8 protein-coding genes are annotated in these 14864 nt (G+C 68.1%); 2 read left to right on the top strand and 6 right to left on the bottom strand.

Features of this window, described 5'->3' with window-relative positions:
• Positions 1 to 16: 16 nt before the first annotated feature.
• Positions 17 to 2929, top strand: a complete 2913-nt coding sequence (gene galA / locus J4O76_RS05920) for a beta-galactosidase GalA (RefSeq protein ID WP_426280814.1) — start codon at positions 17 to 19, stop codon at positions 2927 to 2929.
• A 140-nt stretch (positions 2930 to 3069) separates the two neighbouring features.
• Here the strand turns inward: galA and nagE are convergent, their stop codons facing one another.
• From nagE to J4O76_RS05890, 6 genes are all read right to left on the bottom strand, one after another.
• Entirely contained in the window at positions 3070 to 4773 is a 1704-nt protein-coding gene (gene nagE, locus J4O76_RS05915; RefSeq protein WP_426280813.1) for an N-acetylglucosamine-specific PTS transporter subunit IIBC, read from the bottom strand.
• Positions 4770 to 7265 (bottom strand): phosphoenolpyruvate--protein phosphotransferase, encoded by a 2496-nt coding sequence (gene ptsP / locus J4O76_RS05910; RefSeq protein ID WP_426280812.1) that lies wholly within the window; start codon positions 7263 to 7265, stop codon positions 4770 to 4772. Before ptsP ends, nagE begins: the two co-directional genes overlap by 4 nt.
• A gap of 74 nt (positions 7266 to 7339) precedes the next feature.
• Positions 7340 to 8482 carry an N-acetylglucosamine-6-phosphate deacetylase gene (nagA, locus tag J4O76_RS05905; protein WP_426280811.1) on the bottom strand — a complete coding sequence of 381 codons (1143 nt, stop codon included), beginning with the start codon at positions 8480 to 8482 and terminating at the stop codon, positions 7340 to 7342.
• Positions 8479 to 9555, bottom strand: a complete 1077-nt coding sequence (locus J4O76_RS05900) for an SIS domain-containing protein (RefSeq protein ID WP_426280810.1) — start codon at positions 9553 to 9555, stop codon at positions 8479 to 8481. The genes nagA and J4O76_RS05900 overlap by 4 nt, the downstream gene beginning before the upstream one ends.
• An 81-nt stretch (positions 9556 to 9636) precedes the next feature.
• Complete coding sequence (locus tag J4O76_RS05895; protein ID WP_426280808.1) at positions 9637 to 10431, bottom strand: copper homeostasis protein CutC; 795 nt, start codon at positions 10429 to 10431, stop codon at positions 9637 to 9639.
• Between the two features lie 2 nt (positions 10432 to 10433).
• The gene (locus tag J4O76_RS05890; protein WP_426280807.1) at positions 10434 to 11456 is read right to left on the bottom strand and encodes a N(4)-(beta-N-acetylglucosaminyl)-L-asparaginase; all 1023 of its coding nucleotides are present in this window, start codon (positions 11454 to 11456) and stop codon (positions 10434 to 10436) included.
• Positions 11457 to 11702: 246 nt separating this feature from the next.
• Here J4O76_RS05890 and J4O76_RS05885 point away from each other — a divergent pair, with 246 nt between their 5' ends.
• The gene (locus tag J4O76_RS05885; RefSeq protein ID WP_426280806.1) at positions 11703 to 14723 is read left to right on the top strand and encodes a TonB-dependent receptor domain-containing protein; all 3021 of its coding nucleotides are present in this window, start codon (positions 11703 to 11705) and stop codon (positions 14721 to 14723) included.
• Positions 14724 to 14864 lie beyond the last annotated feature (141 nt).

Genomic DNA, 14864 nt, shown 5'->3' with positions numbered 1-14864 from the left:
TTACCGAGAGCATTCGATGAACCGACGTGAGCTTCTTGTTGGCACGGCGGGCGCCGGTGCCTCTCTGGTCGTGGGGCCGATCGAGGCCGGGTTTGCGGCTAGCGTCAAGGCGCAGGGCAGTGCCGGCGCGCTGCCCATGCCGCAGCCGACGCGGACCTTGCCGTCGCCCGCGCTGGTGCAGGATCCGTCGCGGACGCTGATCGAGCGCGGGTGGCTGTTCCACGAGGGCGATGTGATCGCGCCACCGCCCGAAGGCCACAACGCGACGTATCTGAGCGTGAAGGCGGGCAACGCACTCGGTGCTGCGGCGATGGCGTATGACGATTCCGACTGGCAGTCGGTCCGCTTGCCGCATGACTGGGCCTCCGCGCAGCCGTTCGTGAAGACCGCAAGCGTGTCGCAGGGCTTCCGCGCGCGGGGAATCGGCTGGTACCGGCGGACGCTGCGGCTCGATCCGGCGGACCGCGGCAAGACGATCGGGCTGCAGTTCGACGGGATCGCGACCAACGCCACGGTCTGGGTCAATGGCAGCGTCGTCGCGCACAACTGGTCGGCCTATAACAGCGTCGAGATCGACCTGACGCCGTTCGCGCGGTTCGGCGACGACCTCAACGTCATCGCGGTGCGCGTCGATGCGCAGGCGATGGAGGGCTGGTGGTACGAAGGCGCGGGGATCTATCGCCATGCGTGGCTGATCCGCCGCGCATCAGTGGCGATCGTGACCGACGGCGTTCACTGCGATCCGAGGCGCGGCACGGGTGACGCCTGGAGCGTGCCGGTTGAAGTGAAGCTCGGCAGCATCGATCGCGTGGCGGTCGGCGTGACGGTGGATGTCGCGCTGCTCGATCCCGAGGGCAAGCGCGTGGCGGGGGCGCAGGCGGCTGCGACGGTGCTGCCGCTGGAGCGCGCGACTGCGGCATTGACGCTGGCCATGGCTGCGCCGCGCCTTTGGTCGATCGAGGCGCCGACGCTCTATACCGTCGTGACGCACGTCCTGCGCGACGGGGCGATCGTCGATGAGCGGCGTATCCCGGTCGGCTTCCGCACGATCCGGTTCGATGCGGACCGCGGCTTCCTGCTCAACGACCGGTCGGTGAAATTGAAGGGCGTGTGCCTGCACCAGGATCACGCCGGCGTCGGGACCGCGATCCCCGATGCGCTGTTGCGCTGGCGGCTGGAGCGGCTGAAGGCGATGGGCTGCAACGCGATCCGCTGTTCGCACAACGCGCCGGCCGCCGAACTGCTCGACCTGTGCGACGCGATGGGCTTCGTCGTGATGGACGAGAACCGCCAGTTCAATCCCGCGCCCGATTACATGGCGCAGCTCGAATGGATGGTCCGCCGCGATCGCAACCATCCGAGCGTCATCCTGTGGTCGGTGTTCAACGAGGAGCCGATGCAGGGCACCGAGGCGGGCGTCGAGATGCTGCGGCGGATGGCGCACGCGGCGCATGCGCTCGACGACAGCCGACCGGTGACGGGCGCGATGAACGGCGCGTTCTTCGATCCGATCAACGTGTCGAGCATTTTCGACGTGGTCGGCTTCAACTATTACCAGGGCGACTACGACCGGTTCCACCAGCTCAACCCGACCAAGCCGATGACGAGCTCGGAGGATACCAGCGCCTATGAAACGCGCGGCGCCTTCGCGAGCGATCCGGCCGCGCATGTCCAGTCGTCCTACGACGTCGAGGCGGCGAGCTGGGGCGATACGCACCGCGCGACGTGGAAGAAAATCGCCGATCGCCCGTTCGTCGCGGGCGGGTTCGTGTGGACCGGGTTCGATTATCACGGCGAACCGACGCCGCACGAATGGCCGACGATCTCCAGTTTCTTCGGCATTCTCGATCTGTGCGGGTTCCCGAAGACTGCGTTCGACATCCACCGCGCGCACTGGGTCGATGACGTGCCGGTCGTCGGCCTGACGCCGCACTGGACGTGGCCGGGACGCGAGGGGCAGCCGGTCGTGGTGCTGGTGATGAGCAACGCCGAGCGCGTCGCGTTGCGGCTTAACGGGCGGAAGTTCGGCGAGCAGGCGGTCGACCGGATCATGGGCAACGAGTTCAGCGTGCCCTATGCGCCGGGGCGGATCGAGGTGATCGCGTTGCGCGGCGGCAAGGTCGTCTCGACAGCCGCGCACGAGACCGTCGGCAAGCCGGTTGCGCTGCGCTTGACCCCGGCGCGGACCGTGATGGCGGGCGACGACGAGGATACGCAGCCGGTGACGATCGATGCGGTCGATGCCGCCGGGCGCCACGTACCTACCGCGAACCTGCCGACGCAGTTCTCGGTCGATGGCGCGGCGATCATCGGTGTCGGTAATGGTGATCCGAACAGCCATGAGCCGGAGAAGGGCAATGCGCGGTCGTTGTTCAACGGGCTGGCGCAAGTCATCGTGCAGGCGGGAACGGGCCGAGGGCGGATCGTGATGACCGCGACTGCACCAGGATTGAAGCCGGCGCGGCTGGTGATCGACCGGGCGGCGATCGCACCGCGCGCACAAATGGCCGCGACCTATGGTGGGCAGGCTATCCGCGAGTGGCGTCGCTCGCCGGCGTTCGCCGCGCGCCCCGATCCTGCGCTGGCGCCGATCGATGGGGACAATAATAGCTGGGCGTTCGTGCGTAGCGGCACGCCGGTCCAGGCTGCGGCGGAGGGTCGCTGGCGGCTCTACCGTGCGAGCGTGACGCCGTGGCGGCGGATCGGTGCGGAGGGCGGCACGATCCGGTTCGCCGCGATCGCGGGGAAGGCCGAGCTGTGGGTCGATGGCCGGCGGCTAGCGTCGAAGACCGGCGCAGAGGCGGGGCCGCTCGAGGCGGCGTTGCCGGCGGGCGGCGGCGTGCGCCAGATCGTGCTGGTGGTGGAAGCGGCTGCGGATGGCGTTTCGGGTGTCGTCGGTCCGGTGTCGCTGGAACCGCGGGCGCGCTGATGCGGCTAAATCCTCCCCCGCCAGGGGGAGGTGTCGCCGAAGGTGACGGAGGGGGAGGACACGGAACAGGCGTTTCCCTTACCTCCCCCTCCGTCTGTCAAGTGCCAGCCACCTCCCCCTGGCGGGGGAGGATCAGTGGTCTAGCAGGCCAGCGTCGTCAGTACTGCGTCGGTCGCGAGTACGTGAAGTTGGCCTGGCGCGGGGCGGGCGATCGCGCGGATACCGAGCTTTGCCAGTGCCGCATCGTCCACAAGCGCGAGATCGCCCAGTTGGACCCGCAGTCGCCCGGTGTGACGGCTGGTGGCCAAGACGTTTGCTGCCCCACCGAGTGCGCGCTCGGTTACGGATGAGAGGGCGATCGAGTCCGACACGATGAGCGCGGCAGGCTTGATCGCCACATCGCCACCCAGCGCCAGCGCATCGCGAATTTCCATCGAGACGACGTCGGCGATCGGCCCGAGTACGACCTGGAGTGCGGAGTTCGACGGGCGCAGGATACCGCGGGCGCCGAGTGCCTTCAGCGCGGCATCGTCGACCGCGGACTGGTCCACGACGATCAGCCGCAATCGCGTCGTGCACGCGCTCACCGTGGTCAGGTTCGCCCCGCCGCCGAGCGCCTGCGCGAACGCCGCACCGCGCCCGCCTGCCGTGGGGGGGGCCACCGCGGCGACGGTTTCGGCTTCACGTCCGGGCGTCGCGAGGTCGAACTTGCGGATGAAGAAGCGGAACAGCCCGTAATACAGCACGAAATACACCGCGCCGACCGGGAGCAGGACGAGCGGTCGCGTCGCCTTGCCGAAGTTGAGCACGTAATCGAGCAGCCCCGCCGAGAAGCCGAAGCCCATCTTGACGCCGAGCAGGTCCATCAACGCCATCGACAGGCCGGTCAGCACCGCGTGCACCGCGTAGAGCACGGGCGCGAGGAACATGAAGCTGAACTCGATCGGCTCGGTGACGCCGGTCAGCGCCGAGGTGAGCGCGAGGCTGAGCAGCATGCCGCCGACCGCTTTCCGGCGCTCGGGCTTGGCGGAATGGTACATGGCGAGGCACGCGGCGGGCAGGCCGAACATCATCACCGGGAAGAAGCCGGCCATGAAGATTCCCGCCGACGGATCGCCTGCGAAGAAGCGGCGCAGATCGCCCGAGGTGCCGTGATAATCGCCGGCGACGAACCAGACGATGTTGTTGAGCAAATGGTGTAGCCCGGTGACGAGCAGCAGGCGGTTGAGCAGCCCGAACACGAACACGCCGATCGCGCCGCTGCCGGTGATCGCGACGCTCAACTGGTCGACGCCCTGGCTCAGCAGCGAGAAACCGAAGCCGAATACCGCCGCGAGCACGAGGCCGGCCACGCCGCTGACGATCGGCACGAACCGGCGTCCACCGAAGAAGGCGAGATATTCGGGCAGCTTGATCGTCGAATAGCGATTGTAGAGCGTCCCGCCCGCGAGCCCCGACAGGATGCCGATCGGCACGTCGAGCCGCGCCATCGCCTTGGCCTTCCACGCCGCGATCGCGAGGTCGGCGGAGACGCCGGTCAGCCCTGCGGACACATCGGGTGCGACGGTGATCAGGACTTTGCCCGCTTCGGTCGCAACCAGGAAGCAGACGACGCCGGCGAGACACGCGGCACCATTGCCATCGCGCGCGAACCCGGTGGCGACGCCGATCGCGAACAATAGGCCGAGGTGCGAGAAGATCGCGTCGCCCGCCGCGCTGATGAAGGCGATGTCGAGCAGGTCGGGCTGACCGAGGCGGAGCAGCAGGCCGGCGATCGGCAGCACCGCGATCGGCAGCATCAGCGCGCGGCCGAGCGGCTGGAGGGCTTCGAGGATCGATTTCATGCGGTGAACTCCCGGGCGAGCGAGCGGACGTCGGCGGCGGACCCGCATTGCAGCGCGGCGGCGGCATGCGTGCGGCACGCCTCCATCGTCAGCGTGGCGACCAGCGCCTTGATCTCGGGCACCAGCGCCGGTGCGGACGAGAGTTCGGTAACACCGAGCCCGATCAGGATGGGGACGGCGAGCGGGTCGGACGCGAGCCCTCCGCATACCCCAGTCCAGCGGCCATGTACCACGCCGCCCTTGCAGGTCTGCGCGATCAGCCGGAGGACGGCGGGGTGCAGCCCGTCGATCCCGCTCGCGACGGCCGCGTTGCCGCGGTCCATCGCCAGCGTGTATTGGGTGAGGTCGTTGGTGCCGACCGACAGGAAATCGGCCTCCGCAGCAATCAGGTCGGCGGTGACGGCGGCGGCGGGAGTCTCGATCATCACGCCGACCGGCACGCGATCGCCGATGCCGATCTCGGCGGCGACGCGGTCGACCACCGCGCGGACGGCGCGCAGTTCGTCGAGGCTGGCGATCATCGGCACCATGATGCGGCATTGCCCGGCGGGCTTTACCGACAGGATCGCGCGAACCTGGTCCTCCAGGATCTGCGGGTGCGCAAGGCCGACGCGGATGCCGCGCAGGCCTAGCGCGGGGTTCTCTTCCGGCGCCATCGGCAGATACGGCGCGGGCTTGTCGCCACCGATGTCGAGCAGTCGGACGATCAGCGGACGGCCGTCGAGCGCGTCGGCGATCGCCTGGTAATCGGCGGTCTGCTCGGCGACCGTCGGCGCGGCATCGCGTTCGAGGAACAGGAATTCGGTGCGCAACAGGCCCGAACCTTCCGCGCCGTTATCGACCGCGAGGTGCGCATCGCCGAGCGCGCCGAGATTGGCGAACGCCTCGATCCGGGTGCCGTCGGCCATGCGGCAGGGTTCGCTCGCCCGCGCGAGGGCTTCGGTGCGGCGGACCTGCGCCTGGACGATCCGCACCTGCGTGGCGACGAGCGTGTCGGCGTCGGGATCGATCCGCAACAGGCCTTCGCTGGCGTCGAGGATCACGGGCGTATCGTCGGTGACGGCGTTCAACTGCGCGCCGATCGCGACCAGCGCGGGGAGGCCCATCGTCGCGGCGAGGATCGCGACGTGCGAGGTCGGGCCCCCGCGCTCGACGCAGAAACCGACGATGTTCGCGCGGTCGAGCGACAGGACGTGCGACGGCAGCAGGTCGTCCGCGAGCAGGATCGTGTCCGGCGGGAACGACAGCGGCATGGTCTCGACGCCGGCGATTAGCGCGAGCAACTGGCGTTCGAGATCGAGCATGTCGTCGGCGCGCTCGGCGAGCCGCGGGTCGGTGCTGGTGCGCAACGCGTCGGCCTGCGGGCGGATCGCGTTACGCCAGGCATGACCGGCGCCCTCGCCGCGCGCGATGCCGCTGCGCGTCGTTTCGTGGAGCATGGGATCGTCGAGCATGGCCGCATGCGCCTCGACGATCGCGCGTTCGGGACCGGTTGCGCTGCGGGCGCGCTCGGCGAACCGGGTCGATAGCGTTGTGACCGCCGCATCGAAGCGTGCCTCTTCGACGGCGATGCCTTCGCCGTGTTCGGGGACGACGATGTCGGCGGGACGGAACCAGCGGGCGCGGGCGATTGCCAGGCCGGGTGCCGCGGTGACGCCGGTCAGCGCGCCGTCGACTGCGGGGCGGGATGGCGAGGCGGCGACGGCGGGCGTGCGGACGGGGGCTTCGGCCGGCTCGTCCATGCCGCTCTCGATCAGGTCGCAGATGGCAGCGAGTGCCGCAGAGGCATCGGCGCCGGCTGCCGTCACGATGATCGTCTCGTTGTGGCGGATTGCCAGGGCGAGCAGGGCTATCGGGCTGCGGACGTTGGCGGTCTTGTCGCCGGATGCGAGCGTCACGTCGGCGTCGAAGCGCTTGGCGGTGGCCGCTAGGCGGGCGGCGGGGCGAGCGTGGATACCGTGGGGGAGGGGCACGACGACCGTGCGCTCGTGCGTCGCGCCGTCTCGGTTCGTTTCGCGACGTGCGACCGCGTCGCTGGGTTCGAGCGTCATCAGCGGATCGCCGACCGCGACCAGTTCGCTGGAGACGGCGTGGACGATGCTGAACCGGTCAGGGTTCACGACAACGATCGGCGTGACGACCGCGCGGGCCTCGCGCACCAGCAGGTCTAGGTCGAAGCGAATCAGCGGCGCGCCGCGCTCGACCGTGTCGCCGACCGCGACGCACGGGCTGAACCCGCGTCCGCCGAGCGCGACCGTGTCGAGCCCGATGTGGATCAGGATCTCCGCACCCTCGGGCGTGGCGAGCGTGATCGCGTGGCCGCTCGGCAGCAGCGTCAGCACGGTGCCGGCGCAAGGAGCGTAGAGGCAGTCGCCGGTCGGATCGATCGCGACGCCGTCCCCCAGCATCCGCTCCGAGAACACGGCGTCGGGGACTTCGTCGATCGGCGTTGCCCAGCCCTGCATCGGCGCGGTCAGGAGGATGGAGGCCATGGGTGCGTTCTCGATGCCAGAAGGGGAGGGCTCGATGCCGGAAAGGGAGGGGGGCAAAAGCGGGGTAGAAGCGGTCAGGCCGCGCTTGCCCCGCCGATCCATGTGCCGACTGGATGGAGGTCGCGGGTGAGCACGACCCAGTCGGCGGTACGGCCGACCTGCAACGTGCCGCGCTCCTGCGACAGCCGCAGGAACGCCGCCGGATAGGTCGCCGCCATCGCCGCGGCGACCTCGGGTGCGACGCCTAGGCGGTCTACGGTGTTGCGGACCGCGCCCGCCATGTCGAGATCGGAGCCTGCCAGCGTGCCGTCGGCGCCGACGCAGCGGCCATTCTCGACATGGATCTCGCGGCCTTGCAGCACGAAAGACTTCTCGGCCGCACCGACGCAGGGCATCGCGTCGGATACCAGCATGAACCGGTCGTGCGGCCGTGCGCGCAACGCGATCCGCAGCACTGCGTCGTCGACATGGAAGCCGTCGACGATGATCCCGCAATACACCGCCTGGTCGTCGAGCACCGCGCCGACCACGCCTGGGGCACGATGGACCAGCGGCGACATCGCGTTGAACAGATGCGTCACGCCGGTGATCCCGGCAGCCATCCCGGCACTCGCGGTGGCGTGGTCCGCATCGCTATGGCCGATGCTGATCAGCACGCCGGCGGCGGTCAGCGTCGCGATCTGTGCCGCGGTTACGCGCTCGGGTGCGAGCGTCACCATGACCCGGCCGAGACGGGGGCGAGTCAGCAGCGCGAGCAGCGCGTCATCGAGGTCCTGGAAGCGCGTGGGGTCGTGGATGCCCTTGCGTGCCGGGCTGATCACCGGGCCCTCGATATGGATGCCGAGCACACCGGGCACGCCTGCGAGGATCGCCGCGTCGACCGCGTCGAGCGCGAGCGCGATCACGTCGGGCGTGTCGCTGATCAGCGTCGGCAGGAACGCGGTGGTGCCGAACGGCCGATGCGCCGCGCCGATCGCGGCGATGCCCTCGACCGTGGGCGTATCGTTGAACAGCACGCCGCCGCCGCCGTTGACCTGCGTATCGACGAAGCCGGGCATGAGCCAGCCACCGTCGAGATCGACTGCGTGATCCACGGCCTGGTCAGAGGTTGCGTTGTCGATCCGGGCGATCCGCCCGTCCTCGACGACGATCGTCGCGTCGTTCAGGACGCCCGCGGGGGTGACCACATGGCCATTCGAAAACCGGAAGATCGTCATAACGTGCGCGTCACCTTGCTGAGATGCGACGGTGCGTCGGGGTTGAACCCGCGAGCAAGCGAGAGGGCGTTGACCATGCGATAAAAGCTCTGGATCATCAGGATCGGCTCGATCGCCGGATGCGCTTTTAGCGCGGGCAGGACGCCGTCGTCACTGCTGCCGTCGAGCCCGGCGTCGGCGAGCAACACGCCTGCGCCACGCTCGGCGAACTCGCGCGCCGCATCGCGCACGCCGTCCCCGGCCGCATCGGAGGTCGCGAGAGCCAACAACGGGAAGCCGTCCTCGACCAGCTGCATCGGGCCGTGGCGGACCTCGGCCGAACTGAACGATTCGGCGTGTAGCGCGCAGGTTTCCTTCATCTTCAGCGCCGCCTCGTTGGCGATGCCGAAGCCCATGCCGCGGGCGATTACGAACAGATTGGTCGCCGTACGCAGCGGTGCGACGGCGGCCGACCAGTCGAGCGCCCAGGCGCGTGCGAGGTCTGCGGGGAGCGCTGCAACCGCGCTACGCAACGCATCGTCGTCCGCCCATTCCGCGGTCAAAGCGGCGAAGGCGGCGAGCGAGCAGATATAGGACTTGGTCGCCGCGACCGACTTTTCCGGTCCGGCATACAGCGGGATCAGCGTATCGGCGGTTTCGGCGAGTGGCGAGGTCTCGTCGTTGACGAACGCGACGACATGCGCGCCGGCCGCCTTCTGCGCGGCGACTGCGGCGAGCAGGTCTGGGCTGCGACCGCTCTGCGATACCGCGATGCACAGCGTGTTCCGCGCGCCGAGCGGTGCGTCGTAGATCGACACGATCGAAGGCGCCGCGGCGGCGACGGGGATACCGGTCTTCGTCCAGATCAGATACTTGCCGTACACCGCCGAGTGATCCGACGAGCCGCGCGCGCAGGTCACGACGACGGCGGGCGGGGCGCTACGAAGACGCGCACCGAGCGCCGCGAACGCCGCGGCGTTGGTCGCGAGCATCCGCGCGACGGCCTCGGACGATTCCGCAGCCTCGCGGAACATCAGCGTCGCGGTTTCCGCAATCGGCGGGGGTGTTAGCGGAGGCGGAGTGGCGTCGTGCATGGCGGCTCGCTTCGATTGGCGTTCGGCGAGGAGCGAGAGGCCCCCCGACCCAGACCGGTTTGAGTAAGTTATGGATTGGTATTATTCAAGCGCCGGATGTCCAGCCACCATGTTCGCCAGTCGCTCTACCGCGTCGCGGTTCGTCGCTGCGCGCCCCGGCGAGGCGAAGCCGAAGCGTAGTTCGGCGGGATCGGCGGCGGTCGTCATGGCCGTGCGACACGAGGCGTGGACTTCGCGGACACCGGTCGCGAGGATCGCGGGCAACGTCTCTGGCGAGACCCCGCTTCCTGCTAGCACGATGATCCGTCCTGCGGCTTGCTGGTGCAGTGCCGCCAGCATCGTGACGCCGTCGATCGCCTTGGGGGCGCCGCCCGAGGTCAGGATCCGGTCGAAGCCGAGCGTGACGGCGGACTCGATCGCGTCGGGCATGTCGCGGCACAGATCGAAGGCGCGGTGCAGCGTCAGCGAGAGTGGACGTCCGCGGGCTACTCCCAACGACTTGGCGTGGGCGACCCAGGCGGCAAGCGCAGGCAGGTTGAGCCGGTGGTCGGCATCGAGCGCGCCGATGACGATTCCCGCCAATCCGGCTTCGGCCGCGGTGCGAATGTCGTCCGCGATCAACGCCTGCTCACGCGGGGTATAGACGAAGCCGCCTTCGCGTGGCCGGGCCAGGAGGTGGACGGGTACGCCGGAGACCTCCGATGACGCCGCCGCTGCCCGGATCAGCGACGCGGGCGGTGTAAGCCCACCGACGCCGAGCGCCGCGCACAGTTCGATGCGATTGGCACCGCCAGCGATCGCCGTGTCGATACCGTGCAGATCCTCGACGCAGACTTCGAGCATCGTTCGGGTACCACGCACCATGTCTTTCGGCACGCTCACGCCTGGAACAGCGACCGCGCCTTCAGCACCGTCGTCTTGCCGCGCGCGTCGGTGACTGCATAGGTAAAGCCCGGCAGCAGGCAGAACGCGCCGACATTGCCCTTCGTGTCGAGCGCGAGGAAGCCGACCTGGACGCCGCGGATCGCGTCGCCGCGCAGCTTGGCGATATGCCGGACCACCTCTTCGCATGCCTGTTGCGGCGTCGACCCGCCGCGCATCGACGCGACGACGCGTGCCGAGCCAGCGACGCGGGTCACTTCCTCGCCGAGCCCGGTCGAGGTGGCACCGCCGACGCCTGCCTCGACGTACAGTCCCGACCCGACTTGTGGCGAGTCGCCGACCCGGCCACGCATCTTGAACGCCATGCCGGAGGTCGTGCAGGCGCCCGCCATCCGCCCGTCGGCCGTCCGTGCGAGCAGGCCGATCGTGTCATGGTCGAGCGCGCCGCCGGGCGTCCGGGTGATGCGGTTCTCGCTATTGGCTTCGGGTTGGTATTTCGCGGTCTTCAGCCAGTCGCGCCATGCCTTTTCCGATTCCGGGGTGAGCAGCGACTGTTGCGGAAATCCCTGGTCACGCGCGAACCGCGTCGCGCCCTCGCCGACGAGGAAGGTATGCGGCGTTCGCTCCATGACGCGGCGCGCGACGGAAATCGCATGCACCGTGTTCTCCAGCGCGGCGACGGCCCCGACGCCGCCGACATCGTCCATGATGACGGCGTCCAGCGTGACGTGGCCGTCGCGATCGGGATAGCCGGAATAGCCGACGCTATGATTGGTAGGGTCCGCCTCGGGTACCATCGCGCCGGCCTCGACCGCGTCGATCAGGGAGCCACCCTTGGCGAGTTCCGCGAAGGCCACCGTGTTGGCGGCGGCGCCGAAGTCCCAGGTCGACAGGACCATGGCCCCGGTCGCCGAAGCGTCCGTCGCGGCACCCGATCGGGCAGAGGCCCGAGTCGCTACGAATGGTATCATGCCCAGGCCGCCCAAGCCGGCGAGCAACGACCGTCGCGTGTTCTCCATCAGATCCCCCTTGCGTTCTTGTGTGCACGCTATCGCAACGAGATGTCGACCGCCAGTAGTGACGCCGATTTGCAACATTCCAACGCAAATGTTCTAGACCGGTATTGCTTCGGCATTGACTGACGACGTGTTTTGACCAAACCAGTACGGGCAACCGGTATAGCGCTATCACGCAACCGGGCTTTTTTAGGGGTAGGTATGAACTTCGGCCATTCTGTTTCGCGGATCGCGCTCGTCGGATCTCTCGTGTTTTCCGCTACCACGGCATTCGCACAGGACGTGCCCGCGCAGGCCGTGACGCCCGCCCAGGCTGCCGCGAGCACGCCCGCCGAAGCCAAGGTCGAGGCGGATGCCACCACCGCAACCACTGCCGTCGATCCCGACACGAAGGACGACACGATCGTCGTCACCGGATCGCGCATCCAGCGTCCGAACATGACGTCGGCCGCCCCGATCACCTCGGTCACCGCGCAGGACATCCGCGCACAGGCGGCGGTCAACGTCGAGGACGTGCTGAACCGCTTGCCGCAGATCGCGCCGGACAGCCAGCAGACCTATAACGACTCCGACGGTCGCCAGCGCATCAAGCTGCGCAGCCTCGGGTTCGAGCGCACGCTGGTCCTGATCGACGGCAAGCGCCTCGGCACGCAGAACGGCCAGGACGTCGGTATCATCCCGCCGTCGCTGCTCGAGCGGGTCGACGTGCTGACCGGCGGCGCATCGTCGGTCTACGGCTCGGACGCAGTCGCGGGCGTCGTCAACTTCGTCCTGAAAAAGGATTTCGAAGGCATCCAGCTCGACGGCAACTATAATTTCTACAACCACAACAACAAGGACACCGTCGTGTCGTCGCTGGCGCGTTCGTCAGGCTTCAGCAGCCCGCGCGGCCTGACCAACGATGGCGGTCGTGCCGACGTCACGCTGACCGCAGGCAAGAAGCTGTTCGACGGCGCGCTGCGTATCAACGGCTTCGTCAACTACAAGCACACCGACGAGGTGCTGTTGTCGGCTCGGTCCAACTCGGGCTGCTACCTGACGCAGACCAGCCTGAACGCGCCGCTGTCGTGCGGCCTCACGCCGAGCAGCTCGACAAGCGGCCTCATCACGCCGCTCAGCGGTGCGAACGCCAACGCGCAGCTCGTCAACAACCCGAACGTCACACGTACTTTTGTGCCGTTCGGTCCGGGTGCCGGCAACGCCTCGAACTATTTCAGCAATTATGCGTATCAGCGCCCATCCGAGCGCGTGAACGCCGGTGGCTTCGTCAGCCTCGACATCGCACCCGACGCCGAGCTGTATGCGTCGGGCATCTGGTTCCGCGACAAGTCGTACAACAACTATCCGGCGATCGCCGGTGGCTCCGTCCAGGTGAACTGCAACAACCCGTTCCTGTCGGGTGCGCAGGCGACCGCGATCTGCGGTGCTGCGGCTGGCACGGTGGCGACGGCACCGATCGATCTTCGCTATCGTCTTGGTGAGGGCAACGATCAGCCCGACGCGTATCTGAACACCGGTGTTCGCCTGACCGGCGGCGTCCGCGGCAAGGTCGGCAGCGCGTGGACCTATGACGTCGGCGGCGTCTATGCCCGCAACCACCAGGATTACACGCCGAGCTTCGTCAACGCGACCAACCTGCGAAACTCGATCAACGTCGGTGGCACGCGCGCCGCACCGACCTGCGCAACGACCACGGATCCTGCCTGCGTTCCCTTCGACGCGTTCAGCGCGGGCAATACCAATCCGGCCCTCATCGACTATCTGTATGACCAGGGCACGGCGGCGACCACCGGTACGCTGTACGACGTACAGGCCAACGTCACCGGCGACCTCGGCAAATACGGCATCACCTCGCCGTTCGCCGAGCAGGGCGTCGCGATCGCGCTGGGCACGGAATATCGCAAGGATACGCTCAAATCGACCGCCGACAGCGTGTATCGCGCAGGCCTGGGCGGCACCGACAGCTACCTGAAGCAGGACGTCTGGGAGGCCAATATCGAGGTCCAGGCGCCGCTGGTCGAGCACAAGCGCTTCGCCGACCTGTTGCAGGTGAACGGCGGCTACCGCGTGTCGAAGTACAGCAGCAACCCGAGCACGTTCAACACCTGGAAGGTCGAGGGCATCTACGCCCCCGTCAGCGACCTGACGTTCCGCGCCTCGTTCAACAAGGCGCAGCGCGCGCCGACGGTGACCGAAATCCGCCAGGCGACCAACGTCGATTTCGCGTCGGGCGGCGCTGGCACGTTCAACGATTTCTGCGCACCGACGGTCGTCAACGGCGCCAATGGCGTGACCTACGGCGCGCCGATCGCGTCGCGCGAAGTGTGCCGTGCAACCGGCCTGTCCGATGCGCTCTACGGCAGCCAGACCCTGCTGTGCAGCAACGGCACCGCGCCTAACGGCTCGGCGGCATGCACCGTGCGCTCGGGTGGCTACACCGCCGATCCGGAGACCGCCTACACGCAGACCTACGGCCTGATCGTGAAGCCGCGGTTCGTGAAGGGCTTGGTGTTCTCGGTCGATCGCTACCAGATCAAGATCAACGATTCGCTCGGCTACAACGACTACAGCTACTACACCGATGGCTGCCAGCGTTCGAACGGCGACGCGTTCTTCTGCCAGGGTATCGTCCGCAATCCGGGTACGGGTACGCTGTATTCGACGGCCGGGAGCAACCCGACCACCGGCTTCATTCGCCAGGGCACGACGAACTATTACACGTCGATCGCCCGCGGTTACGACTTCCAGGCGCAGTACACGCTCGACCTCGCCAGCGCCGGCAAGATCGACTGGAACTTCAACGGGTCGCTGACGACGTTCGCGGGCGGCCAGGACTCGCCGGTCCAGCCGGAGCGCAACTGCGCCGGGTATTACGGCAACGGTTGTGGCCAGCTGATCCCGAAATGGTCGCACGGCCTGCGCGCGACCTACACCACGCTCGACCGCGGCTTCAGCGCCTCGTTCAACTGGCGCTATGTCGGCTCGCTGACCAATGCTGACAATTCGGGCGACGAGGCGATCGGCGGCACGGACGCGCGCGCACGGACCAGCTACTACCGTGTTTCGCCGAAGAGCTACTTCGACCTCGCGCTCAACTTCGCGATCGACAAGCAGTTCTCGCTCCGCCTGATCGCGAACAACCTGCTCGACAAGAGCGCGCCGATCGTTCCGGACTCGTACAACGTCGCCCTCGCGCGCACGAACACGATCCCGCAGCGCTACGACTCGCTCGGCCGCAACCTGGCCGTGGGTGCGACCGTCCGGTTCTGATCCAACGCTGGCTCGTGTCGGTCGACGCGAGCCACGGACGCCGAAGATCCTCCGTGCCTTCGGGCGCGGGGGATTTTTTTTGTCTGGGGATGCTGGTGTTGGAGCTCGAGCTCGAGCGCTACCGAGCGATGCTACGCAGGT

This window comes from Sphingomonas sp. NFX23 (assembly GCF_049887795.1).
In the GTDB taxonomy this organism is placed as follows: domain Bacteria; phylum Pseudomonadota; class Alphaproteobacteria; order Sphingomonadales; family Sphingomonadaceae; genus Sphingomonas.
Note: the sequence above shows the minus strand (reverse complement) of the source record. Positions and strands in the feature narration are given on the sequence as shown.